Below are 22,650 nucleotides of genomic sequence, written 5' to 3'. Positions count from 1 at the left end.
GGCGATGAGGGGGGAGGGGGCGATGAGGGGGGGCACCATCCCGGTTTCGCCCGCACGGCTGCGCCGGCGTCGGCTGGTCAATCTGGTGATGACGGGGCTGTGCACCGCCGCGGCGCTGGCCGCCCTTCTGGTGCTGGCGTTGATCCTGTGGGAGCTGGTGATCCGTGGTGCGGGCGCCCTCTCGCTCGATGTCTTCACCCGCGCGACCCCGCCGCCGGGCAGCAGGGGCGGGCTGCTCAACGCCATTCTGGGCAGCCTGTCGATGACCGCGGCGGCGATTGCGGTCGCAACCCCGGTGGGGGTGCTGACGGGCACATGGCTTGCCGAATACGGCCGCGACAGCCGGGCCGCCGGCCTGGTGCGCCTGTTCGCCGACACGCTGTTGAGCGCGCCCTCGATCATCGTCGGGCTGACGGTCTATGTGCTGCTGGTGGTGCCGCTCGGCCATTTCTCGGGTTGGGCGGGGGCGGTGGCCCTGGCGCTGATCGCGGTGCCGGTGATCGTGCGCACCACCGAAGACATGCTGGCGCTGGTGCCCGATCAGCTGCGCGAAGCGGCGGTCGCCCTCGGCATGCCGCGCTGGCGGATGATTGCCGGCGTCACCTGGCGCGCGGCGGCCGGCGGCATCCTGACCGGCGTTCTGCTCGCCATCGCCCGCATTGCGGGCGAGACCGCGCCGCTGCTGTTCACCGCGCTCAACAACCAGTTCTACGCCTGGGACCTCACCGGTCCCACCCCCAGCCTGCCGGTGGTGATCTTCCAGTTCGCGATGAGCCCCTATCGCGACTGGCAGGATCTCGCCTGGGCGGGCGCGCTGCTCATTGCAGCCGGCGTGCTGCTGCTCTCCATCACCGCCCGCCTGATCTCTGCCCGAGGCCGCAAATGACCGCATCCACCCCCGTCGACGCCGCCGGGCTCGTCCCGAAAATCGTCACCCGCAAGCTCAATTTCCATTACGGCGACAATCATGCGCTGAAGGATGTCGACATCACCTTCGGCGACCGGCTGATCACGGCGTTGATCGGCCCGTCGGGCTGCGGCAAATCCACCCTGCTGCGCACGCTGAACCGGATCTGCGACCTTTATCCGGGCCACCGGATCGACGGCGAAATCCTGCTCGACGGCGAAAACATCCTCACCCGCCGCGGCCTTGCCCGTCACGGCGACATCGCCGGGCTGCGCGCACGCGTTGGCATGGTGTTCCAGAAACCGACGCCGTTTCCGATGTCGATCTATGAAAACATCGCCTTCCCCTTGCGCATGTACACCCGCCTCAGCCGCGCCGAAATGGACGACGCCGTCGAATCCGCCCTCCGCGACGCCGCCCTCTGGACCGAGGTGAAAGACAAGCTCCACGCCTCGGGCCTCAGCCTCTCGGGCGGCCAGCAGCAGCGCCTGTGCATCGCCCGCGCCATCGCCATCCGCCCCGACGTCCTCCTCCTCGACGAACCGGCCTCGGCCCTCGACCCCATCTCCACCGCGCTCATCGACGAACTGCTCTGGGACCTGCGCAAGCGCTACTGCGTGGTGATCGTCACCCACAACATGCAACAGGCCGCCCGCGTCAGCGACAAGGTCGGCTTCATGTATCTGGGCGAACTGGTCGAATTCGGGGACACCGAGACGGTGTTCTCGACCCCGCGGGAGCGGCGGACGCAGGATTATATTACGGGGAGGTTTGGGTGAGGAGCACTGGTGTCGCATTCAGCCTCACTTATTCTATGGCGTCATAGGATTTGCAATATCCGTCACGGATGGCGTCGATTGTCGCGGAATTGTTAGAAATAAAATTAATAAAAATGGTAATTTATTTAAGTATTTTTTTACAGGAGATTTTTCAGAAATTCGATGTCGGGATGTGATTTATTCTGGGGCGCCGGAATGAAAATAGAATAATATATTAAAGTCTAGAAAATATTTCTAGAAATTTTGATGGCAAAAAATCAGCCTATTGTATATTCTCGATTGACGCTTGTTATTCGTGCGATCGACTCCCGCAGCAGAAGGCCTGTCTACCTACAAATGCCGATTAACCACTGCGTTCTCAATCTCTTCGACGAGGATCTTGAGCAGGTTCGCTTTCAAGGCTAAATTAAAAGTTTCAATGGGTTGGTCTTTTCCGACAATCAGAAAAGCTGAGACGTCGTTTTCGTCGCGGTTACACGCCACGGGAATTACATGATGATCTCATTATCAAAAGGTTGGTCGGGTTTTTTGATCCTCGCGGACGGCCCAGTCCTGTCGCCAGCGCCGATCTCGTGGGTGCGGAGGCACGCAGTCGGGGGGATCCGTACCCCGGCGCGGGTAGTCATGTTCCCAAGCCCGAACAGAACCGGGGCCGGAGCGGTGCCATAGGACGACCGCCGTACCCTGCCTGACAAGGCGGGATCGTTACAGGTAAAAAATTCACGGAGACTGCTGCATATAGCGATGGACAGCACCCGGCCACATCCTATCATGTTCATATATGATAACACGATTGGCTATGGGGCCGAAGGAGCACGCCATGCTGTGCATCGTCAAATGGGTCGACCTGAACGGCGATCCGGTGTCCAGCCGCGAGGTCGATATCGACCTCAAGCTGGGGGATACTGTGGCGGCGGTCCGGCAGCGGCTGGTTCTGGCCGGGATCCCCGAAAACTGCCGGTTCCGGGCGGCCAACGGAGAGCCGCTGTCGCAAGCGGCGGAAGACCGGCCCTATCAGGAGGTCTTCACCGCCGACTACCCCGATGACGGCCGGTCCAGCCTGACCGTGACCTGCATTTCCGACATTCCCGCGGCAGAACCGCGCATCCGCAAGCTGGCGGCCGACAAGGCCGAGATCGAGATGCTGGCCAGCGACACCGCGGTGCTCACCGCCCGCAAGGCGAAACTGGATGCCGATCGCGCGGTGGAAGACCATGCCGAGGCGGCGATGCGCCGGCGCGAGGAGCGCGGCCGCGAGGCGCTGGACGACCGGCAGAAGCTGCTGGACCGGCTGCGGGTAACGGTGCCCGATCCGACCGCGCAGATCGCAACCGCCATGGCCGAGACGCCGCTTGCCAGGCGCGACTTCACTGCCGAGGCCGCAACCCGCGTCTTCACCGCCGGCGGCGGCACGCTTGCGGCCGACCATTCGGATTTCTTCACGCTCAACCTTGCCCAGCGCGATGATCTGCTGGACCGGATCGGCTTCTATCGGGGCATCGTGATCGACCACAGCCGCAGTGAAGTGGCCGCTCGCAGCTTCCGCGACGTGCTCTACCGGCTGGATCTGCGGGGCGATGCGGTCATGCGCCGCCGGCTGGCCGGGCTGTCGGATGCGAAACCGGCCGATCCGGACAAGGGCAGGGGGGCGACCGAAACCGCACTGATGGCGGCCGCCGCGGCGGCGTTGATCACGTCCACCGGCCAGCAGGCCGCCAGGCCCGAGATGCCCATCAGGCCCGAGGCGCCCACCAGATCCGAGCCGGCGGGCGAAGCTGCGGCCGCTGCCAAACCTGCGGCCGGCGCACCGCCTGTAGCCTCCCGACCGGCCGCCCCCACCGGGCCGACCCGGCTGTTCTATCTGAAGCCGCAGCTTTCGGGCTATTACGAGACCAGCTACACCTATTCCGAACAGGTCCATCAGGCGCAGCGCAACGGCGTGTTCGGCCTGTCGATGTCGATGACCGCCGCGGTCGGCAAGCCGTCCTTCCAGGGTGGCGTCGGGGTGGGTGTCGGCATCGGCCGGCGGTCAGAGACCACAACGGCCGAGGCCGGCAAGACGGTGTTCGTCGTCACCAGCTATTTCCTGCCCAGGGTGGAACTGTCCTTCGACGACCGGACCCCCGCGGCGGCGCCGGATTTCCTGGCGGCGGTGACGGCGGCGCTCGATCCTGCCGGCCCGGCCGACATCGATCCCTGGCCGGAGCTGATCGACCCGGCCGAGCGGCTGATGGCGGTGCTGGCGATCTATGGCCATTTCGTCGCCCGCCGCACCCTGGTCGGCGGCCGGCTGTTCGGCACCCGGGTGCAGACCCTGTCGGCGACCGAGGGCACGGCCGATGTCACCCGCAGCCTGTCGGTGGGCGTGAAGGCAGAGGTGTCGCATCTGGGGGTCGGCACGGCGCAGGCGGCGGCCGAGATGAGGGATGCCACCCGCGAGCAGTCGCGGGCGCTGGCCGCCGCCGAGCGTCAGGGCCTGACCCTGAGTGCTGTGGGCGGCGAGGGGCAGTTTCTGTCCGATGCCGGCGAATGGGCGAAATCTCTCGGCAATTACCGGCGTTGGTCGGCGGTGATGCAGGATGATCCGATGCCCAGCATCGATCTGCTGCCGCGTGATCTGGCGCGGCGCTGCCGGGCGGTGCTGCGCGACTATGCCAGCCGCCATACGGTGCAGGAGCTGCAGGCGAAGGGCGCCCATTTCCTGTTCTACAACGAGTATCGCCGGATTGCCGGCGAAAGCGCGCGCCCGGTCTATTTCCGCATCCGCAACCGCATGGAGCCCGACAAGCTGCTGTCGCTGCTGATGGATCAGCCGGGCAATGGCGTCGAGGTCGGGCTGCGCGATGCCGGCGTGAAGGCCGATCCGGCGTCGCAGCTCTGGTATGAAAACGGCCTGGGTCAGATCATCGCCTATCCCTGTTCCGCCACGGCCGAATTCGCCCTGACTGCACTGACCGACGATGTCGTAACCGGCCCGGCCGGCCGGCCGCCGGCGGACCGGTTCAAACCGGCGATCACCGTCCTCGACACCGCGCCCTATCAGAGCTGGACACTCACCGCCGCCGGCCATCTGATCAATACCGGCCTGGACGCCGGGCTGACCGCCGTGGGGCGTTTCGATCCGGCCGTCACCGGGTCCTTCCGTCTGTCGGATCTCTGGATGGTCGATCCGCTGTCGCCCGAAGAGTTGACGGCCCTGCTGAAGACGTCGGACGGGGCCGATGCGACGCGCGATCCCTATCTGGCGCGCGATCGCCGCAAGGCAGAGGATGCCCGTCCCGGGACGGGGTTGACCATCAAAACCCCGTTCTGCATCATCGCCCGGCGGGCCGCAGACCCGGCGGCGGCGCTGGCCGTGAATGCCGATATGGCGCTGTCGATCGAAGGTACCGGCGACGGCCATCTCGACGGGCACCGGGCGGTGCTCGCCCGCCTCGTCATCGGGCGGCACCAGGTCTGGACGACCGATGGTGCCGGCCGCCTGTTCCCGGCGCAGTCGGAAGATGCCCCCGGGCGGGTGTGCCTGACCCATCGCAACGGCACGCTGGTTCTGGCCCCGCAAGACGAGGCCCGCAACAGCGATCAGCTCTGGCGGTATGATGCCCGGGGCGAACGGCTGGTCCTGGCGTCGACGGGGCGCATTGCCGGCCTGTTCACCCCCGGCTGCGATACCGACCCGCATGCAACCCAGCCGCTTCGGGTGCAGAGCCCGGCCGAGAGCAGTTTCGCCCGCTTCCAGCTGATCGACCCCGGCCAGCCCGACCACTGGCCGCAGCTGCTGCCCGACTGGGCCAGCGCCAATGACCGTACCTGGCTCTACAGCCTGGCCTTCGGCGGCCGCTATGCCTGCCGGGTGATCATCTACAACGAAAGCGCGGTGACGATCCGGCTGACCGATCGCAAGGGCCTGCGCGGCGGCTTTGCCGCCTGGCCGGTCGACCAGATCCCCGCCCACCAGACGGCGCCTGCGCGCTGGGTCTTCGCCGATTATGTCTGGAACACGGTGTCCGACGGCGATGCCGTCGGCTGGCTGCGGTTCCAGATCGGCGACGACGACAGCCGCCCGCTCGATGTGGCCTTCGGCGTCCCGGGTGCTGGAAGCCTCACCAACGCCCGCGCACAGATCTGGATCAATGAGGGGGGGACCGATGCGGGCGCCCTGTTCGCGGCCTGGGATGGCTGCAAATCCACCGGGCACCTGGTCAGGCCGGTCTATGGCATGACGGCGGACTGCGTGGTCAGCGCCTATCGCGACAACGTCGTGACCTTCACCATCGGCTTCCGCGGCCAGCCTGCCTGACGGATCCGCCAGCACGACATCGTGGCGTGCGGCCGGGGGCAAGCGGCCGGGACCGGAAACAGAAAGACCGTCCGGCCGTGATGATCTCTACAGGGCAGCAGTCGGCGGGCCGCCGGCTGCTGCCGCTCCTCGCCGTCACCGTCTTCTTCGTCGGCGCGACCGAATTCATGCTGTCGTCGATGCTTGCACCTCTGGCGGCGGCCTTCGACACCACGCCGGCCGGGGCGGCCTGGCTGATTTCGGGCTATGCGGTCGCCTATGCGATCGCGGCCCCCGTGTTCGGCTGGCTGTCGGACCGGGTGGATCGGGGGCGGCTGCTGCTGACCGGGCTGCTGCTGTTCGCGCTCGACGGGCTGGCCATCGTCCTTGCGCCCACGCTGGGGGTGGCGGTGGCGCTCCGCATCTTCGGCGGCATCGCCTCGGCGATCCTGATCCCCACGGCCTTTGCGCTGATCGCCGAGGTGATCCCCCATCACCGCCAGGCCGGCGCGATGGGGCTGGTGATGCTGGGCATGACCGCCGGCATCGCCTTCGGGCCGGCCATGGCCGGGATCGCCACCGATCTGATCGGCTGGGCCGCCCCCTTCGTGATCACCGCCGCCGGCTGTGCCGCCGCCTTCGTCATCGGCCAGAGATGGCTGCCCGGGCGTGCCTCGGCGATGCCGCGCCGGGCGGGCGGTGCCGGCTGGTCCTGGCTGCGCAACCCGTCGATCCTGCGCCCGCTGGTCGCCAAGGGCGCCTGGAACGGCACCGGCGTCGCGGCCTTCCTGCTGTCCGGAGAGGTGCTGCGGCTGCGCTATGGTTTCGGGCCGGCGGCGGTGGGGGTGACGGTCGCGGCCTTCGGGCTGGGGCTGGGGCTCGGCAACCTCGCGGCCGGGCGGCTGCGCCGGCTGTTCGGCCGCGAGGAGCTGGTTCTGGTTCTGGTAACCCTGGTCCTTGCCCTGGCGGTGACCCTGTTCATGGCCTGGTCGCTGCCGCTCTGGGCGGCGCTGCTGTGCCTGGCGGCCTGGGGGGCGGCGCTCGGCACCGGCGCGCCGGCGGCGACGGTGGTGCTGGCCACGCGTGCCGGGCCTGACAAGGGCATGGTGCTGGCGGTGGCCGAAACCCTGAACAATGTCGCGATCCTGGCGGCCGTGCCGCTCGCCACCGTCCGGCTGGCAGAGACGGGGCCGGCCGGGGCGATGGTCGTGCTGGCCGCGGGGCTCGGCCTCGGCCTCGCCCTGACGCTGGCCGACCTCCGGCGGCGCTGACCTCAGGCGGGCAGGGCGGCCACCGCCGCGCCGATCCGCTCGATCGCCTGGTGCAGCACCTCGTCGGCGGCTGCGAAAGACAGGCGCAGATGGCCCGGGCTGCCGAAGGCGGCCCCCGGCACCAGGGCGACATGGGCCTCGTCCAGCAGCCACTGCGCCACGGCGCGATCGTCGTCGAGCCTGGTGCCGCTGCGTGTGCGCCGCCCGATCAGCCCGTGGATGTCGGCGAAGGCATAAAAGGCGCCGTCGGGGGCCGGGCAGCTTATGCCGTCGATCGCCTCCAACCCGGCGGTGACCAGCCTGCGGCGGCGGTCGAACACCGCCAGATGATCGGCCAGCACGGTTTGCGGGCCGGTCAGCGCCGCGGTCGCCGCCGCCTGCGACGGCGTGGCGGCGCCGGATGTGCTCTGGCTCTGCACGGCAGCCATAGCCTGGATCAGCGGCGCGGGGCCGGCCCCCCAGCCGATCCGCCAGCCGGTCATGGCATAGGCCTTGGAGACGCCGTTGACCGTCAGCACCCGATCTGCCAGATCGGGGGCGGCTTCGGCCATGGTCGCGAAGCGGCGGCCGTCATAGATGATGTGTTCATAGATGTCGTCCGACAGCACCCAGACCTGCGGATGGTCGCGAAGAACCGCCGCCAGGGCCTTGAGATCGCTCATCGAATAGACCGCACCGCAGGGGTTCGACGGCGCGTTCAGGATCAGCCAGGCCGTGTTCGGGGTGATCGCGGCCGACAATGCCTCAGGCGTCAGCCGGAAGCCGTCTTCGGCCCGCATGCGGGGGGAAACGACCCGCCCGCCGGCCAGCGCCACCTGGTCCAGATAGGATGTCCAGAACGGCGCCGGCACGATGACCTCCCGGCCCTCGTCCAGCGTCGCCATCAGCGCATTGTGGATCACCTGCTTGGCGCCCGAGCCGACGATGATGTTGGCGGGCGTCAGATCCAGTCGGTTGTCGCGGGCATGTTTGGCGATGATCGCCGCCTTCAGCGCGGCGGTACCGGTCAGCGGCGCATAGCGCGTGGCGCCGGCCTCCACCGCGGCCGCGGCCGCCTCTCGGATATGGGCCGGCGTCGGCAGGTCCGGCTCACCCGCCGCCAGCACGATCACATCCCCGCCCATCGCCTGCGCCCGGGCGCCGATCGCCAGAATCTCCGACACGCCGATCCCGCCCAACCGCCGGGCGGCGCGAAAGCCGTAAGAAGCCTGTCCGGCCGCCCTGGCGGCGCCGGTGGTGTCGGTCATGGACATGTCGGGTCTCCGGAGGAGAAGAGCGGGGGGGTAAGAAAAAGGCGGGTGCCGTCTGGTGCGGCGACCCGCCTTGCCTGTGCGTCATGGGGGGCGATCAGTCACCCCTCATCAGATATCGAAGGTGACGCCCTGGGCCAGCGGCAGGGTGCTGCCGTAATTGATGGTGTTGGTCGCCCGGCGCATATAGGCCTTCCAGGCGTCGGAACCCGCCTCGCGGCCGCCGCCGGTTTCCTTTTCGCCGCCGAAGGCGCCGCCGATTTCGGCGCCCGAGGGGCCGATATTGACATTGGCGATGCCGCAATCGGATCCGGCGGCCGACAGGAAGCGTTCGGCATCGCGCAGGTCGTTGGTGAAGATCGACGAGGCCAGGCCCTGGGGCACGTCGTTCTGGGCGGCGATCGCCTCGGCCAGATCGTCATGGCGCATCACATACAGGATCGGCGCGAAGGTCTCGTGGCGGACGATATCGGCCTGGGCCGGCATTTCCACCAGGGCCGGGCGGCGATACTGGCCCTGGCCCATCACCTCGACCACCTCGCCGCCATGGACGGTGCCGCCGGCGGCGCGGGCCGCTTCCAGTGCCGCATCCATCGCGCGGGCGGCATCGGCATCGATCAGCGGCCCGACCAGCACGCCGGCCTCGCGCGGGTCGCCCACCTTCACCGAGGCATAGGCGGCCTTCAGCCGGGTGATGAAGCCGTCATAGATCGAGCCATGCAGGAACAGGCGGCGCAGCGTGGTGCAGCGCTGGCCGGCGGTGCCCATGGCGGCAAAGGCGATGCCGCGCAGCGACAGTTCCAGATCGGCCGAGGGCTGCAGGATCGCGGCATTGTTGCCGCCCAGTTCCAGGATCGCGCGGCCGAAGCGTTCCGCAACCCTGGGGCCGACCTTGCGGCCCATGGCGGTGGAGCCGGTGGCCGAAATCACCGGCACCCGGCGATCGTCGACCAGCTTTTCGCCGATCTCGCGGCCGCCGATCAGCAGCGAGGCCAGCCCCGCCGGCACCTTGCCATGGCGCCTGGCCGCCTTTTCGAACAGGGCGGTCACCGCCAGCGCGGTCAGCAGGGTCTTTTCCGACGGCTTCCAGATCACCGGGTCGCCGCAGACGAAGGCGAGTGCGGCATTCCACGACCAGACCGCGACCGGGAAGTTGAAGGCGGTGATCACGCCCACCGGGCCGATCGGGTGCCAGGTTTCCATCATCCGGTGGTCCGGGCGCTCGGTGGCGATGGTCAGGCCGTGGAGCTGGCGCGACAGGCCGACCGCGAAGTCGCAGATGTCGATCATCTCCTGAACCTCGCCCAGCCCTTCGGCCGGGACCTTGCCGGCTTCCAGGGTGACCAGGCGGCCCAGATCTTCCTTGGCGGCGCGCAGCTCTTCGCCCAGCAGGGCGACCAGCCGGCCGCGCTCGGGCGCCGGCACCAGGCGCCAGGCCTTGAAGGCCTCTGCCGCACCGGCGATCGCCGCCTCGGCCTCGGCCGGGGTGGTGTCGGTCAGCCGCGCGATCTCGGAACCGTCGAGCGGCGAGCGGGCGATGCGGTCGCCACCGGAAAGCCGCGCCGGGTCCACCCCCAGGCGGGCGAGGACGGCACGGGCATCGTCGGCAGGGCTGAGCCGGGTCTCGGTCTCGCGGGTCATGGCGCTCTGAACTCCTGGGTCGTGATCTTGTCCGGACGCGCCGGGCCGCCTCTTCAGGGCAGGTCGACCGGCGCAATGGGCTGGCGGCATCATAGGGCGGGGCGGGGCGGCAGGCACGTGGCATTCGTGCCTGCCGAGGGGCGCACCCGATCATTCCCTGGGGAAATGATGCCGTTAAAACAATAAATTGTGGGCTGGAACTCACGTTCCGACGTCAGAACCCGCCGCATCGGGCCGATGGCCACCCATCGGCCCAGCCGCCATTGCGGCGGCGGCCAAGGGCGCGGTAGCGCCCGCCCGGCGAGGGCCAAACAGACTCCGGCGGCGGCCAAGGGCGCGGCAGCGCCCGCCCGGCGAGGGCCAAACAGACTCTTACGCCGCCGCCGTCATCTTGAAGATCCCCTGGGCATTGCTGCTGTCGAAGCCCAGATCCAGCCGCCGGCCGGTTTCGGTCGCCAGCGTCTCGGGCAGGGGGTCGCGGGTGATGAACTCGTAGAAGCTGCCGGGCACGATGCGGGTGACGGTGGCGCCCGCCGCATCCCGGAACGGGCGTTCCACCTCGGCGGCGCGATAGGCGGTCTGGCGTACCCGGCCCGAGGCCGAGACCTCGACCTTGTCCTTGATCGGCCGGCCGGCGGCGCGCTCGGCCTCGGCCAGGGCCTCGACATCGGCGACGCGGTCGGTGGCGTGGTTGAAGGCGTTGCCCTCGGTCGCGATCCAGGCCATTTCCGCCGACTGCGCCTTCAGCGCCTCGTAATCGGCCAGTGCCGGCACGTCGTGCTGGCGGTCGAAACAGGCGACCAGCACCGGCAGCAGGGCGGTGGCGGTGTCGATGTCCAGCGTGCCTTCCGCAGCCAGCCGGTCCAGCGCGGCCGCGGCCGCGGGCGTCAGCGGATCGCGCGAGCTGCCGGTCACCCGCAGCACCGCCGCCTCGAAATCGGGGCCGAAGCGTTCGGGGTGCAGCTCGCTTACGAAGAACTGGGCGATGTCTTCGGGCAGGTCCTTCTGGGCATAGGACCGGCCGGTCATCTTCAGCCGGTCGAGCGGATAATGCCCGACCTGCGCATAGCCCAGCGGCTCCAGAATGCGGGTGATCGCGGCCTCGCCGGCCGGCAGGGCGCCCTGGCCGGCCATCGCCACCGTGCGCACCGCGCCATGATCGTGGCAGAGCGTGCCGCCCGCCGCCACCCGTTCGGCCACATAGGCCGCCGCCGCCGGCACCCGGTCGATCAGATCGGCGAAGAGCAGCATGTTCAGCGCCTGGGCGATCACGGCGCGCGAGGCGCGGTCGCCGGTGGCGCCGGCCAGCGCCGGATGCACGACCATGGTGGTCATCAGGCTGTCGGTCCGCGCGGGGCCGGCGACGGAGGCGACGAGGCGGTGGAGCACGGTCGTGTCACGGGCGGTCATCTGCACACTCATTCCTGACGGGCCGGAAAGCCCAGGCGGGGGAGGTTTCGGAAATCGGGCCGCGGGGGGTGCCCGACGTCAGGGATCGTGCGATATTGGCGGCCGGTTTGGGAAACGATGAATAATGGGGAGGTCATGAGTTTCGGGAATGATCTGCCGTCGAAGCGCGGGCTCATCCCCTCGCTCGGCGCGCTTCTGGCTTTCGAGGCCGCCGCCCGGCATGAAAGCTTCACCCGGGCGGCCACCGAGCTGAACCTCACCCAGGGTGCCGTCAGCCGCCAGATCCGCCAGATCGAGGATCAGCTCGGCCTGGCGCTGTTCGTGCGCGTGCGCCAGCGGGTCACCCTCACCGATGCCGGCCGGCTCTATCTGGGCGATGTCCGCCGCGCCCTGGTCGATCTGGGCGAGGCGACCCACCGGGTGATGGCGCTGGCCGGCCGCGGCCGGATCCTCAACCTGGCAACGCTGCCCACCTTCGCCACCCGCTGGCTGGTGCCGCGCCTGCCGGATTTCTTCGCCCGCCATCCCGACATCTCGATCAACTTCTCGACCAGGCTGTCGCCCTTCGATTTCGCGGCCGACCCTTTCGATGCCGCCATCCATTACGGGCGCGCCGACTGGGCCGGCGCCACCGCGCACCACCTGATGCGCGAGGTGATCGTGCCGGTCGCAAGCCCGGTCTGGCGGGCCGCCCATGCCCCCGACCGGCTGGAAGATCTGGCCCGCCTGCCGCTGCTCCAGCAATCCACCCGCCCGGCCGCCTGGCCGGCCTGGTTCGCCGCCCAGGGGCTGGATGCCCCGGAAACCGTGCGCGGCATGGTGTTCGAACAGTTCGCGATGATCGCCCAGGCGGCCGCCTCGGGCCTCGGCGCCGCCCTTCTGCCCCGCCTGCTGATCGAAGACGACCTCGCCACCGGCCGCCTGGAGGTGCTGTTCGACCGCGCCATCGTCCCCGACGAGGCCTATTGGATCGTCATCCCCGACGCCAAGGCCGGCCAGCCGGCGGTAGAGGCGTTCCGGCGGTGGATCGTGGGGGCGGCGGGGCATTCCGAGGGCGGGTCGTAACAAATCGTGGACGTCCCTCGTATGCGGGATCTTCCGGCCCCACACTGTTGTTGAACAAGGCGGGGACACATCCGCCCTGAACGAACAACGGAGCATCGAGCGCCATGATCAAGACGATGTTGGGAGCGGCCGGCACGCCCGCGCTGGCGGTGGAGACCGTGCCGGCCCTGAGAGAGGTGCGGGTGGGGGAGGTGCTGGATGGGGTGGTGGAAGTCGAAGGCGGCGTTGCCGCCCTGCATATCGCGCGGGTGACGCTGGATCTGGTGGTCAGGGCCCTGATCCATCCCGATCCGCGCCGGCAGCCGAAAGCTGAGGGGGCGGCGGGCGAGGGGGCGGCGGGCGAGGGGGAAGATGCCCCGGAGCCCCATCACGGGCTGATCATGATCGCCGCCGAGACCATCGCCACCGATCTGACGCTCGACCCCGGCCAGCTGCTGGCCCTTCCGTTCGCGATCGAGATCCCGGCCCATGCGCCGCTGTCGCTGGGTGTGTCCACCGCCGGGCTGCGCACGCGGGTGGAGGTGGATGGTGCCCAGGACGGGGCCGATGGCGATGCCATCCGCATCCTGCCCGACCGCTGGACCGGTGCGGTGCTCGATGCCATGGAACACCTGGATTTCCGCCTGGCCGAGGCCGAGGTGGAGCATGTGCCGGGCGATGCCTGTCCCTTTTTCCAGACCTTCGTCTTCCGGCCGATGTCGCTGCGTGACGTTCGCGTGGAGTGCGTGGGCATCGCCTTCCAGCCCCGCGACCATGGCGTACATGTCGACCTGGAGGTCGACAATCGCGGCAGCCTGTTCACCGCCGCCCGCGAGGGCCGGGTCGGGCTCGACATCGACGACGAACTGCTCGACATGGGCGCCGATGCGGTCGCCGATCTGCTGCGCGAAGAGATCGACCGCTTGAAGGGCCCCATCGTCGCCTGAGCCCCCATCATCGCCTGAGCGGGCCTTCCCGGAGATGGATCCGTGCGGTCTGCGAACATCGACCGCAGCCCGTGCACATCATCTTGACCCTGCACGGCTTCGGCCGTGAGATGAGCGGGTCTCCCGGCATCTTACGGAACCCCGCACCATGATCGACAAACAGGTCCCCGACCCCGCGGCCGCGGTGGCCGACATCCCCGACGGCGCCACCGTCCTGATCGGCGGCTTCGGCGAGGCCGGCAGCCCGATTGAGCTGATCCATGCGCTGATCGACCACGGCGCCCGCGATCTGGTGGTGGTCAACAACAACACCGGCAATGGCCGGGTCGGGCTGGCGGCGCTGATCGGCGCCGGCCGGGTGCGCAGGATGATCTGCTCCTACCCGCGCTCGTCCAATTCCGAAACCTTCCCCGAGCTGTACCGGGCGGGAAAGATCGAGCTGGAACTCGTCCCCCAGGGCACGCTGGCCGAGCGGATCCGCGCGGGCGGCGCCGGCATTCCGGCCTTCTTCACCGCCACCGGCGTCGGCACCGTGCTGGCCGAGGGCAAGGAGGTGCGCGACATCCGCGGCCGCCGCTATGTGCTGGAAGAGGCGATCACCGCCGATTACGCCCTGGTCCGGGCCGAGCGCGCCGACCGGCTGGGCAATCTGGTCTACAACAAGGCGGCGCGCAATTTCGGCCCGATCATGTGCCAGGCCGCCCGGGTCGCCATCGTCCAGGTCCGCGAGATCGTGCCGGCCGGCGCCATCGACCCCGAACATGTCGTGACCCCGGGCATTTTCGTCGACCGGCTGGTCGCCATCGCCGATCCGGCGCAGGAATCCGTGCTGGTCGCCCGGGGGGAGCAGTATCCATGACCGCCACCACACTCCCGACCAGCCTGCCCCGCGGCATCTCCCGCGATGCCATGGCCCGCCGTGCGGCGCGCGACATCCCCGACGGTGCCGTGGTCAATCTGGGCATCGGCATTCCCGAACTGGTTGCGGGCCATGTGCCGGCCGGGCGCGAGGTGATCTATCACACCGAAAACGGCATTCTGGGCTTCGGCCCGCCGCCCCCGCCCGGCGCTGAAGATCCCGAGCTGATCAATGCCGGCAAGAAGCCGGTCACCCTGCTGCCGGGTGCCGCCTTCTTCCATCATGCCGACAGTTTCGCGATGATCCGCGGCGGCCATATCGACATCTGCATTCTGGGCGCCATGCAGGTTGCGGCCAATGGCGACCTCGCCAACTGGTCGACCGGGGCCGCCGATGCGGTGCCGGCGGTGGGCGGGGCGATGGATCTGGTGGCCGGCGTCCGCAAGGTCTTCGTCATCACCGAGCATGTCACCCGCGACGGCGCGCCCAAGCTGCTCGATGCCTGCACCTATCCGTTGACCGGCGCCGGGGTCGTCCACCGCATCTTCACCAATCTGGCGGTCATCGACGTGACACCCGCGGGCTTCCTGCTCCGCGAACATGCGCCGGATGTGTCGGTCGATACCATCCGCGCCCTTACCGGCGCGCCGCTGGTGCCGGCCGCGGATCTGCGGCCCATCATCTGATTGCGGAGCGGTAGGCGGCGACCAGCGCCGCCACCGCCCGGGCGCTCTGGCCCTCCTGGTCGCGGCTGTGCAGCACCACCGGCAGCCGCGGCAGGCGGGGCAGGCCCAGCCGTTTCCCCACATCCACCGCCCCCATCGGCACCATGCGCGGCGACAGGGCGGCGACGCCCAGCCCCGCGGTGACGGCTGCGGCCACCGCGGTCACGCCGCCGCCGGTGAAAACCTCGGTCCAGGCGATGCCCGCCTGATCCAGCAGCGCACCCGCCAGCACCCGCACGCCGCAGGGTTCGGGCATGGTCGCGATCGGCAGCGGCTCGCCGGGCCGGTGCTGCCAGCGGCCGGCGGCGAACCAGCCGAAGCGTTCCCGGGCGATGATCTCGCCATCGTCGCGGCCGTCCTGGAAACGCACGATCACCGTGTCGATCTCGCGCCGGTCGAAGGCGCGCAGCAGCTCGCCCGAAGATCCGATGCGGATGCCGATCGACAGCTGCGGATCCTCGGCATTCATCCGCGCGATCAGCAGCGGCAGTTCCGGCCCCGCGACATGGTCGCTGATGCCGATGGCCAGATGCCGCCGCGCGGGCGCCACCGCCGCACAGGCCCGGTCATGGGCGGCCAGCAGGGCGCGGGCCTGTTCCAGAAAGGCCAGGCCGCGGGCCGACAGCTCCACATGCCTTGGCGTGCGTTCAACCAGCCGGCAGCCAAGCCGCTCCTCCAGCCGCTTCAGCTTCAGGCTGATCGCCGACTGCGTGGTGCGTCCGGCTTCCGCGGCGCGGGTGAAGCTGCCGTAATCGGCGATGCGTACGAAGGCCTGAACGGCATCGAGGTCGAGCGGTCGGTCGGCCATGCGGTCCTGTCATTTCAGATTGTCATTTCTGATATCGCAATTCATAGGATATCGAAATGATCGGGGCAGGGCTAGCCTTGGGGCCATCACCACACATGATCAGGAGGCCACCCCATGCCGCTGGTTCACATCTCGCTGCGCTCAGGCAAGCCCGAGGCCTGGCGCCAGGCCATTTTCGACGGCGTCTATCAGGCCCTGCGCGACACGTTCGACGTGCCCGAGGACGATCAGTTCATGGCGATCCACGAACACGAGCCCGCCAATTTCCGCTACGGCGCCCGGTGCTTCGGCATCGAGCGCAGCGACGACCTGGTCTATATCCAGCTGACGGTGAACAACACCCGCACCACCGATCAGAAAAAGGCGCTCTACCGCCGCATGGCCGGGCTTCTGGCCGAAAATCCGGGGCTCAGGCCCCAGGATGTGTTCATCAACCTGGTCGAGGTGCAGAAGGAGAACTGGTCCACCGGCAACGGCCTCGCCACCTTCATCTGATCGGCCGCCAGGTGCCCCCGCTCCACGCCCGGGGCGGGCGGCCCATCACCCGCTTGAAGGCGGTGCTGAAGGCGCTGTCCGACCAGTAGCCCAGATCGGGCGCGATCACCGAAACCGGGTCGCCGGTGGTCTCCAGCCGGTCGGCCGCCAGCAGCATGCGCCAGCGGGTCAGATATTCCATCGGCGTCTCGCCCGCGGTTTCGCGGAAGCGCGCGGCGAAGGCCGATCGCGACATGCCGGCGGCGGCGGCCAGGTCCTGCACCGTCCAGCGCCGGGCGGGATCGGCATGCATGGCGCCGATCGCCGCCGCCATGCGCGGGTCTGCAAGTGCAAAGAACCATCCGGTGCGGGTGGGCGCCCCCTCTGTCATGCACAGGCGCAGCGCCTGGACCAGCATCATATGGGCCAGATGGCGGGCGATCAGCTGGCTGCCGGGGCGCGGGTCGTGCAACTCGTCGATCATCCGCTCCACCGCCCAGCGCAGCGCCTCGCGATCCGCGGGGGCATGAACATGCAGCACGGGCGGCAGGCTGGCCAGCAGCAGCCCGGCGCGGCCGGCATCGACCGCAAACCGGCTGCCGACCAGGAACATGCCGCCGCCGCTGCCCAGCCGCGCCACGCCGCCCTCGCGCGCGGGCGGGAAGATCTCCCGGGCGGCGACCGGCGTCAGGTCCAACCCGCTCGCCAGGGTGAATGACCGGCCGCTCGGCATCACGAAGCTTTCCCCCGCCTGCAGCCGCAGCGGATCGGCCAGGCCGTCGACGGTCAGCCAGCAGCCGCCCCGGGTGATGGCATAGCATTTGATATAGCCCTGCTGGTCGTCGAAGCGCACGGCCCAGTCGCCGCCGGCATCGAAGCCGGCCGAGACATAGCTCTTCGGGCGGAGCAGGGACAGACTGTCGGAGAGCGGGTCCATCGCCGGGCCTCTTCGGGGGAGAGTAGCGCCGCCACAGGACGATCGCGAAGATATTATGGAGGCTGCAGCATGGATCGTCCATGGGGCCGGGCCTATCCTGCGGCCTCGGTGTTTTACCGATCCTGCAGTTTTACGAGGTTGCCATGCATGTCTTCGTCACCGGTGCCACGGGTTTCGTCGGCACGGCGGTCGTCCACGACCTTCTTGGGGCCGGGCATCGGGTTTCGGGCCTGGCCCGGTCCGATGATGCGGCCGCGTCCCTGGCCCGGGCCGGCGTCACCCCCATCCGCGGGGATCTCCGCGACACCGCCGGGCTTGCCGCGGCGGCGGCGGCGGCGGATGGGGTGATCCATGCCGGTTTCATCCACGACTTCACCAATTACGTCGCCAATTGCGAAATCGACCGCGCCGCGGTGCGGGCGCTGGGGGCGGCGCTTGCCGGCAGCGACCGGCCGCTGATCGTCACCTCCGGCATCGGTGTGCTGCCCCAGGGGCGGCTGTGCACCGAAGAAGACGGCCCGCGCACCGGATCGGGCAGCCTGCCGCGCGTCGCCTCGGAAGAGGCCGCCGCCGAGGCGCTGGCCGGCGGCGCCAGGGTCATGGTGCTGCGCCTGCCGCCCTCGGTCCACGGGGCCGGCGATCACGGTTTCGTGCCGATGCTGATCGATATCGCCCGCCAGCGCGGCGCCTCGGCCTGGATCGGCGAGGGCGCCAATCTCTGGCCGGCGGTGGCGCGCGGCGATGCCGCCCGGCTCTATCGCCTGGCGCTGGAAGCGGGGCAGGCCGGCGCCCGCTATCACGCGGTCGCCGAGCCGGGCATCGCCTTCCGCGAGGTCGCAACCGCCATCGGGGAGGGGCTGGGCCTGCCCCTGCGTTCGGTTACGCCCGAAGAGGCGCCGGCCCATTTCACCTGGTTCAGCCATTTCGCCGCGATGGACGTGCCGGCCTCGGCCACGATCACCCGCGACAGCCTGGGCTGGGTGCCGACGGGGCCGGGGCTGCTTCACGACATCCGCACGGCGGGTTACTTCGCCCGATGATGAACGCGGTGCACAAGGGCAATCGTTGACGGACCGGGTCAGCCGGCCTCGCCGGCGACCCGGTCACCCAGCGCCATCAGCCTGTCCCGCGGCAGGTCGAGCGACGGCACCGCCAGGTTCTTCTTCAGATGGTCGAGGCTCGACGTGCCCGGGATCAGCAGGATGTTGGGCGCGCGGGCCAGCAGCCAGGCCAGGGCCAGCTGCATCGGCGACACGCCCAGCGCCGCCGCCTCTTCGGCCAGCGCCGCCGATTGCAGGGGGGTGAAGCCGCCGAGCGGGAAGAAGGGGACCCAGGCGATGCCCTGATCCGCCAGACGGTCGACCAGCGCATCATCGGCGCGGTGGACGAGGTTATAGTGGTTCTGCACGCAGACCACCGGCGCGATCCGCTGCGCCTCGGCGACCTGGGCGGCGGTAACGTTGCTGAGCCCCAGATGGCGGATCAGTCCCTGGTCGCGCAGCCGGGCCAGTGCCGTGAACCGCTCTTCGATCGAGCCCTCTTCCGGCCCGGGGGTGTGGCCCTCGACGATCCTGAGATTGACCACCTCAAGCACGTCGAGCTTCAGGTTGCGCAGATTGTCGTGCACCGCGCGCTCCAGCTCCGCCGGGGCCTGCGCCGGCAGCCAGGCGCCGTCACTGCCCCGGACGGCACCCAGTTTGGTGACGATCACCAGGTCGTCCGGATAGGGATGCAGCGCCTCGCGGATCAGCTGGTTGGTGATGTGGGGCCCGTAGAAATCGCTGGTGTCGATATGGTTGACCCCGGCCTTCACGGCCGCCCGCAGCACCGCGATCGCTGCCGCCGGATCTTTGGGAGGGCCGAAGACGCCGGGCCCCGCCAGCTGCATGGCGCCATACCCCATGCGGTCGACCATGCGGTCGCCGAGCCTGAACGTGCCGGCCGTCCTGTGCGTCGTCATGATCGTTCCTCCGGGCTTTGCAGGCTGCGCTCGTCGGGGCAGGACGACCAGCCGGATCGGCCTGTTTTATCAGATGGCCGGCCCCGCCGACACTGGCCCCGACACTGGCACCGGCACCGGCACCGGCACCGCAATGGTGCAGTGAACCCCGTCGGGGCCCAGCGTGAAACTGGTCTTCGCCTTCAGCTGATAGGGCAGGCCGCGTTCGATCAGGGCCCGGCCCTGACCGCCATCTCCCTGGCCCCCATCCCCCTGGTCGCTGCCGGGCGGGGCGGCGGGCATGGTGATGCCCCGCTCGCGCCAGTCGATATGCAGCCAGGGCCCGCCGTCGTCGTCCCCTGCGGGCGCCAGGTGCCACGAGATCTGCAACCGCCCTGCTGGCTGGGTCAGGGCGCCGTATTTGACCGCATTGGTCGCCAGTTCGTGCAGCGCCATCGCCAGCACCTGCACGGTGGAGGATCTGAGCCGCACCTCCGACGGCCCGGTCAGGGTCACCTGGCTGGCGGGGCCGCCCATCACCGCGATTTCGGCGCGGACCAGCTCGTCGAAGGCGACGCGATCGTGATCGCTCAGCCGCGACAGCAGGCCCTGCACCCGGGCCAGCGCGTCCAGCCGGTCGCGGAACCGGGTCTGGAAATCGCCCAGATCGGTGCTCGCCCGGGCGGTCTTGTCGGCGATCGAGCGGATGACGCCCATCAGATTGCGGGTGCGGTGCTGCAGCTCGGCCAGCAGCACCTTCTGGCGCTCCTGCCATTCCCGCTGGCCGGTCACGTCCATCATGGCGCCGACCATGCGCACCGGCCGGCCCTCGGCGTCATAGAAGAACCGCCCGCGCCCGGCGATCCAGTGCACCGAGCCATCGGGGTGCAGGGTGCGGAATTCGCTGACGAAATCGCTCCCGTCGGCCATCGCCTCGTGCAGTGCGGCCTCGGTTTCGTCGCGATCCTCGGGGTGGATGCGGCGCATCCAGGCCTCGTAGCTGGGCGTCACCTCGCCCACCGCATAGCCTTCCATCAGGTAATGTTCGTCGGACCAATGGATATGCCCGGCCTCCAGATCCCAGTCCCACAGCCCCAGCCGCGCCACCTTGACGGCGATGCCCAGCCGGTCGCTGCTGCTTTGCAGCGCGTCCTGAACCCGCCGTGCCTCGGTGGTGTCGTGGCTGATCCCGCCGATGAAGGCGATCCGGCCGCTGGCGTCGGGGATGGGGAAATCGGTGTTGCGCAGCCAGCGGATGCCGCCATCGCCGGGGCGGATCACCCGGTGGTCGAAGGTGACATGGTCGCCGCCGCGCACCCGGGCGATCATCGCCTCGGTCCGCGGCCGGTCTTCCGCCATCACCAGATCCAGCCAGCGCCGGTAATTATCCCCCGTCAGCGCCTGTTCGCGGCCAAGGCCGTAGATCGTCTCGAAGGCCGGGGACAGATAGACCCATTGCAGGCTGTCGGCATCGCGGATCCACAGAACATCGCGCGAGGCCTCGCCGAAGCGCCGCAGTCGCTCTTCGGTCGCGCGCAGCTTCTCCGCCGCCTGGCGCGGGGCGGTGACGTCGGTGCCCGACCCGAACCATTCGCTGACGGTGCCGTCGGGGGCAAGCAGCGGCGCGGCACGCGACACCACATGGCCGATGCCGCCATCGGGCAGGCGGATGCGGTGTTCCAGCTCGAACACCGTGCTGCCCTCGATGGCGGCCTGAACGGCGCCCTGCACCATCTGCCGGTCCTCGGGCAGAACGAAGCGGTCCAACCAGTTGCGGTCGGGCCAGCTATGGTCCAGCGAGGTTCCGCCGGGTTCGGCGACATGCGGCGGCAGGCCGGTCTCCATCACCGACATCTGCTGCCAGTCCGGGCTGATCCGATAGACCGATTGGGCGGTCGCCATCACCAGGGCCTGAAAGCGCCGGCGGCTCTGGTCGATCTCGGCCTCGTGGCGCTTGCGCTCCGAAATGTCGTGAAACAGGATCGCGACCTGGTTTTCGCCGATCCGGAAGGCATAGACACTGTACCAGAACCCCAGCGCATCGGCCCGATGCTCGAAACGCTCGGGCGTGCCGGTCAGGGCGATGCGACCATAGATGTCGAACCAGTGCTGTTCGTGATCCGACGCCAGATCGCGCATCCGCCGGCCCACCGCATCCGACAGGCCGGTCTGGCGGGCGAAGGCGGCATTGGTTTCCAGAAACACATAATCGACCGGCTTTCCGTCCGCATCGAACAGCATTTCGATGGTGCAGAAGCCTTCATCGATGGAATTGAACAGGGTGCGGTATTTATGGGCCTCGCCCTGCAACTCGGCCAGCCGCGCCGTCGCCAGCGTCAGCCCCACCTGGCGGGCCAGCAGGTCCAGGAAGCGGCGATAGCCGTCGTCATAGGAAAGCCGGGGGTTCAGCCCGACCACCAGAAAGCCTGTGACCTTGTGGCCGTGGTCGTCCGTGGCGGCGGTCAGCGGCAGAACGACGGCGGATCGCGGCGCCTCGGCGGCGGTGGAGGCGGCGGGCCAGGGGCCGGCGGCAAGCCCCGGCCCGGCCAGGTCGATCACCGCGCCCCGACGCCCCGCCAGGGGGGCGGCAAGCGGCCAGGGCTGCGCCGGGCCGTCGGGATCCATCTCCCAGGGGGTGACGGCGGTTCCGGCCGCAAGCCCCGCGCAGCCGGTCAGCCTGGCGGTGCGCGTGTCGCCGTCCAGGCTGTAGAGCAGGGCAAAGGCCAGGTCGCGCGGCTGGTCGTTCAGCACGGCGATGATCGCGGCGGCGGTCTGGGCCGCGCCCCGGGCGGCCCGGGTGCCGTCGTCCAGGGCGGTGAGTGCCGCCAGCCGCCGGTCGCTCAGCATCCGGCCGGTCTCGTCGGTGCAGATGCCGATCACCCCGGCGGTGCCGCCCTGGCCGTCGGGGATCGGGCTGCACGACAGGGCCATGCAGACCTCTTCCGCCACCCCGTCGCGGGTGACGACCATCTCCAGCCGCTCGCGCCGGATCGCGGCCCCGCCCGCCATCACCGCCGCCAGCGTGGCGCCGAGATCGGGCCAGGCGGCGGTGTCCGTGGTGGGGCCATCATCCGACCCGTCCTCATCCGACCCGTCCTCGTCCCTCCCGTCCTCGTCCACAGGGCCGCCGAACAGGGCAGGGTGGTACAGGCCCAGCAGCGGGATGCAGGCGTCGTTGTGGAAGCGGATCAGCTCCTTCCCCCACCAGATCAGCATCGGCTGGGGGGCGGCGAGCATGATCCCGATCGCGGAAATCAGGCCCTGCGGCCATCCGGCCTGGGGGCCGATCGCGGTTGCCGACCAGTCGCCGGCATCGATCTGCGCCCGCATGCGGCCGTCATTCGTCGGCGTGTGATGCCTCAGCGGCATATGCATCGCAT

The 22,650-nt window shown here is 69.3% G+C and carries 17 protein-coding genes; 10 read left to right on the top strand and 7 right to left on the bottom strand.

The window, feature by feature from the left end; translation table 11 throughout:
* Positions 1-22: 22 nt before the first annotated feature.
* From pstA to WI697_RS20640, 4 genes are all read left to right on the top strand, one after another.
* Positions 23-886 (top strand): phosphate ABC transporter permease PstA, encoded by an 864-nt coding sequence (gene pstA, locus WI697_RS20655; protein ID WP_345959786.1) that lies wholly within the window; start codon positions 23-25, stop codon positions 884-886.
* A complete protein-coding gene (gene pstB / locus WI697_RS20650; RefSeq protein ID WP_345959785.1) occupies positions 883-1,686 on the top strand; it encodes a phosphate ABC transporter ATP-binding protein PstB in 804 nt (267 codons plus the stop codon). Before pstA ends, pstB begins: the two co-directional genes overlap by 4 nt.
* A gap of 820 nt (positions 1,687-2,506) precedes the next feature.
* Positions 2,507-5,986, top strand: a complete 3,480-nt coding sequence (locus WI697_RS20645) for a hypothetical protein (protein WP_345959784.1) — start codon at positions 2,507-2,509, stop codon at positions 5,984-5,986.
* 80 nt (positions 5,987-6,066) lie between these two features.
* Positions 6,067-7,236, top strand: coding sequence for an MFS transporter (locus tag WI697_RS20640; RefSeq protein WP_345959819.1), 1,170 nt, complete (start codon positions 6,067-6,069; stop codon positions 7,234-7,236).
* A 2-nt stretch (positions 7,237-7,238) separates the two neighbouring features.
* Here the strand turns inward: WI697_RS20640 and WI697_RS20635 are convergent, their stop codons facing one another.
* From WI697_RS20635 to WI697_RS20625, 3 genes are all read right to left on the bottom strand, one after another.
* Positions 7,239-8,489, bottom strand: coding sequence for a pyridoxal phosphate-dependent aminotransferase (locus WI697_RS20635; protein ID WP_345959783.1), 1,251 nt, complete (start codon positions 8,487-8,489; stop codon positions 7,239-7,241).
* 108 nt (positions 8,490-8,597) lie between these two features.
* Complete coding sequence (gene amaB, locus WI697_RS20630; protein WP_345959782.1) at positions 8,598-10,127, bottom strand: L-piperidine-6-carboxylate dehydrogenase; 1,530 nt, start codon at positions 10,125-10,127, stop codon at positions 8,598-8,600.
* 372 nt (positions 10,128-10,499) lie between these two features.
* Positions 10,500-11,537 (bottom strand): DUF1338 domain-containing protein, encoded by a 1,038-nt coding sequence (locus WI697_RS20625; RefSeq protein ID WP_062766550.1) that lies wholly within the window; start codon positions 11,535-11,537, stop codon positions 10,500-10,502.
* Positions 11,538-11,672: 135 nt separating this feature from the next.
* Between WI697_RS20625 and gcvA the strand changes: the two genes are divergently transcribed.
* From gcvA to WI697_RS20605, 4 genes are all read left to right on the top strand, one after another.
* Entirely contained in the window at positions 11,673-12,602 is a 930-nt protein-coding gene (gcvA, locus tag WI697_RS20620) for a transcriptional regulator GcvA (RefSeq protein ID WP_062766553.1), read from the top strand.
* Positions 12,603-12,706: 104 nt separating this feature from the next.
* Complete coding sequence (locus WI697_RS20615; RefSeq protein ID WP_345959781.1) at positions 12,707-13,528, top strand: sporulation protein; 822 nt, start codon at positions 12,707-12,709, stop codon at positions 13,526-13,528.
* A gap of 148 nt (positions 13,529-13,676) precedes the next feature.
* On the top strand, positions 13,677-14,387 hold the full coding sequence (locus tag WI697_RS20610) for a 3-oxoacid CoA-transferase subunit A (RefSeq protein ID WP_062766559.1): 711 nt from the start codon (positions 13,677-13,679) through the stop codon (positions 14,385-14,387).
* Complete coding sequence (locus WI697_RS20605) at positions 14,384-15,073, top strand: 3-oxoacid CoA-transferase subunit B (RefSeq protein ID WP_345959780.1); 690 nt, start codon at positions 14,384-14,386, stop codon at positions 15,071-15,073. Before WI697_RS20610 ends, WI697_RS20605 begins: the two co-directional genes overlap by 4 nt.
* Here WI697_RS20605 and WI697_RS20600 read toward each other — a convergent pair.
* Positions 15,066-15,920, bottom strand: coding sequence for a LysR family transcriptional regulator (locus WI697_RS20600; RefSeq protein ID WP_345959779.1), 855 nt, complete (start codon positions 15,918-15,920; stop codon positions 15,066-15,068). The genes WI697_RS20605 and WI697_RS20600 overlap by 8 nt on opposite strands.
* Positions 15,921-16,034: 114 nt before the next feature.
* Here WI697_RS20600 and WI697_RS20595 point away from each other — a divergent pair, with 114 nt between their 5' ends.
* Positions 16,035-16,415 carry a tautomerase family protein gene (locus tag WI697_RS20595; protein WP_062766567.1) on the top strand — a complete coding sequence of 127 codons (381 nt, stop codon included), beginning with the start codon at positions 16,035-16,037 and terminating at the stop codon, positions 16,413-16,415.
* On the opposite strand, the gene WI697_RS20590 is transcribed toward WI697_RS20595, so the two are convergent.
* A complete protein-coding gene (locus WI697_RS20590; protein WP_345959778.1) occupies positions 16,408-17,331 on the bottom strand; it encodes an AraC family transcriptional regulator in 924 nt (307 codons plus the stop codon). The two genes, WI697_RS20595 and WI697_RS20590, sit on opposite strands and share 8 nt — an antisense overlap.
* A gap of 143 nt (positions 17,332-17,474) precedes the next feature.
* On the opposite strand from WI697_RS20590, the gene WI697_RS20585 reads away from it, so the two are divergent.
* Positions 17,475-18,371 carry an SDR family oxidoreductase gene (locus tag WI697_RS20585; protein WP_345959777.1) on the top strand — a complete coding sequence of 299 codons (897 nt, stop codon included), beginning with the start codon at positions 17,475-17,477 and terminating at the stop codon, positions 18,369-18,371.
* 38 nt (positions 18,372-18,409) lie between these two features.
* On the opposite strand, the gene WI697_RS20580 is transcribed toward WI697_RS20585, so the two are convergent.
* Both WI697_RS20580 and WI697_RS20575 read right to left on the bottom strand, forming a co-directional pair.
* A complete protein-coding gene (locus WI697_RS20580) occupies positions 18,410-19,291 on the bottom strand; it encodes an oxidoreductase (RefSeq protein ID WP_345959776.1) in 882 nt (293 codons plus the stop codon).
* Between the two features lie 69 nt (positions 19,292-19,360).
* Positions 19,361-22,600: a PAS domain-containing protein gene (locus WI697_RS20575; RefSeq protein WP_345959775.1), complete on the bottom strand. Its 3,240-nt coding sequence runs from the start codon at positions 22,598-22,600 to the stop codon at positions 19,361-19,363.
* Positions 22,601-22,650: the final 50 nt, after the last annotated feature.

This window comes from Tistrella mobilis (assembly GCF_039634785.1).
In the GTDB taxonomy this organism is placed as follows: Bacteria; Pseudomonadota; Alphaproteobacteria; order Tistrellales; family Tistrellaceae; genus Tistrella; species Tistrella mobilis.
The sequence above is the reverse complement of the archived record's forward strand: the minus strand, read 5'-3'. Positions and strand labels throughout refer to the sequence as shown.

Excerpts from the sequence above, each read along its gene's own strand:
- WI697_RS20595 (WP_062766567.1), top strand. The coding sequence starts at position 16,035 with ATGCCGCTGGTTCACATCTCGCTGCGCTCAGGCAAGCCCGAGGCCTGG.
- WI697_RS20615 (WP_345959781.1), top strand. The coding sequence starts at position 12,707 with ATGATCAAGACGATGTTGGGAGCGGCCGGCACGCCCGCGCTGGCGGTG.
- WI697_RS20625 (WP_062766550.1), bottom strand. The coding sequence starts at position 11,537 with ATGACCGCCCGTGACACGACCGTGCTCCACCGCCTCGTCGCCTCCGTC.
- WI697_RS20610 (WP_062766559.1), top strand. The coding sequence starts at position 13,677 with ATGATCGACAAACAGGTCCCCGACCCCGCGGCCGCGGTGGCCGACATC.
- WI697_RS20635 (WP_345959783.1), bottom strand. The coding sequence starts at position 8,489 with ATGTCCATGACCGACACCACCGGCGCCGCCAGGGCGGCCGGACAGGCT.
- pstA (WP_345959786.1), top strand. The coding sequence starts at position 23 with ATGAGGGGGGGCACCATCCCGGTTTCGCCCGCACGGCTGCGCCGGCGT.
- WI697_RS20575 (WP_345959775.1), bottom strand. The coding sequence starts at position 22,600 with ATGCGGGCGCAGATCGATGCCGGCGACTGGTCGGCAACCGCGATCGGC.
- WI697_RS20600 (WP_345959779.1), bottom strand. The coding sequence starts at position 15,920 with ATGGCCGACCGACCGCTCGACCTCGATGCCGTTCAGGCCTTCGTACGC.
- pstB (WP_345959785.1), top strand. The coding sequence starts at position 883 with ATGACCGCATCCACCCCCGTCGACGCCGCCGGGCTCGTCCCGAAAATC.
- gcvA (WP_062766553.1), top strand. The coding sequence starts at position 11,673 with ATGAGTTTCGGGAATGATCTGCCGTCGAAGCGCGGGCTCATCCCCTCG.
- WI697_RS20605 (WP_345959780.1), top strand. The coding sequence starts at position 14,384 with ATGACCGCCACCACACTCCCGACCAGCCTGCCCCGCGGCATCTCCCGC.
- WI697_RS20585 (WP_345959777.1), top strand. The coding sequence starts at position 17,475 with ATGCATGTCTTCGTCACCGGTGCCACGGGTTTCGTCGGCACGGCGGTC.
- WI697_RS20580 (WP_345959776.1), bottom strand. The coding sequence starts at position 19,291 with ATGACGACGCACAGGACGGCCGGCACGTTCAGGCTCGGCGACCGCATG.
- WI697_RS20645 (WP_345959784.1), top strand. The coding sequence starts at position 2,507 with ATGCTGTGCATCGTCAAATGGGTCGACCTGAACGGCGATCCGGTGTCC.
- WI697_RS20640 (WP_345959819.1), top strand. The coding sequence starts at position 6,067 with ATGATCTCTACAGGGCAGCAGTCGGCGGGCCGCCGGCTGCTGCCGCTC.
- WI697_RS20590 (WP_345959778.1), bottom strand. The coding sequence starts at position 17,331 with ATGGACCCGCTCTCCGACAGTCTGTCCCTGCTCCGCCCGAAGAGCTAT.
- amaB (WP_345959782.1), bottom strand. The coding sequence starts at position 10,127 with ATGACCCGCGAGACCGAGACCCGGCTCAGCCCTGCCGACGATGCCCGT.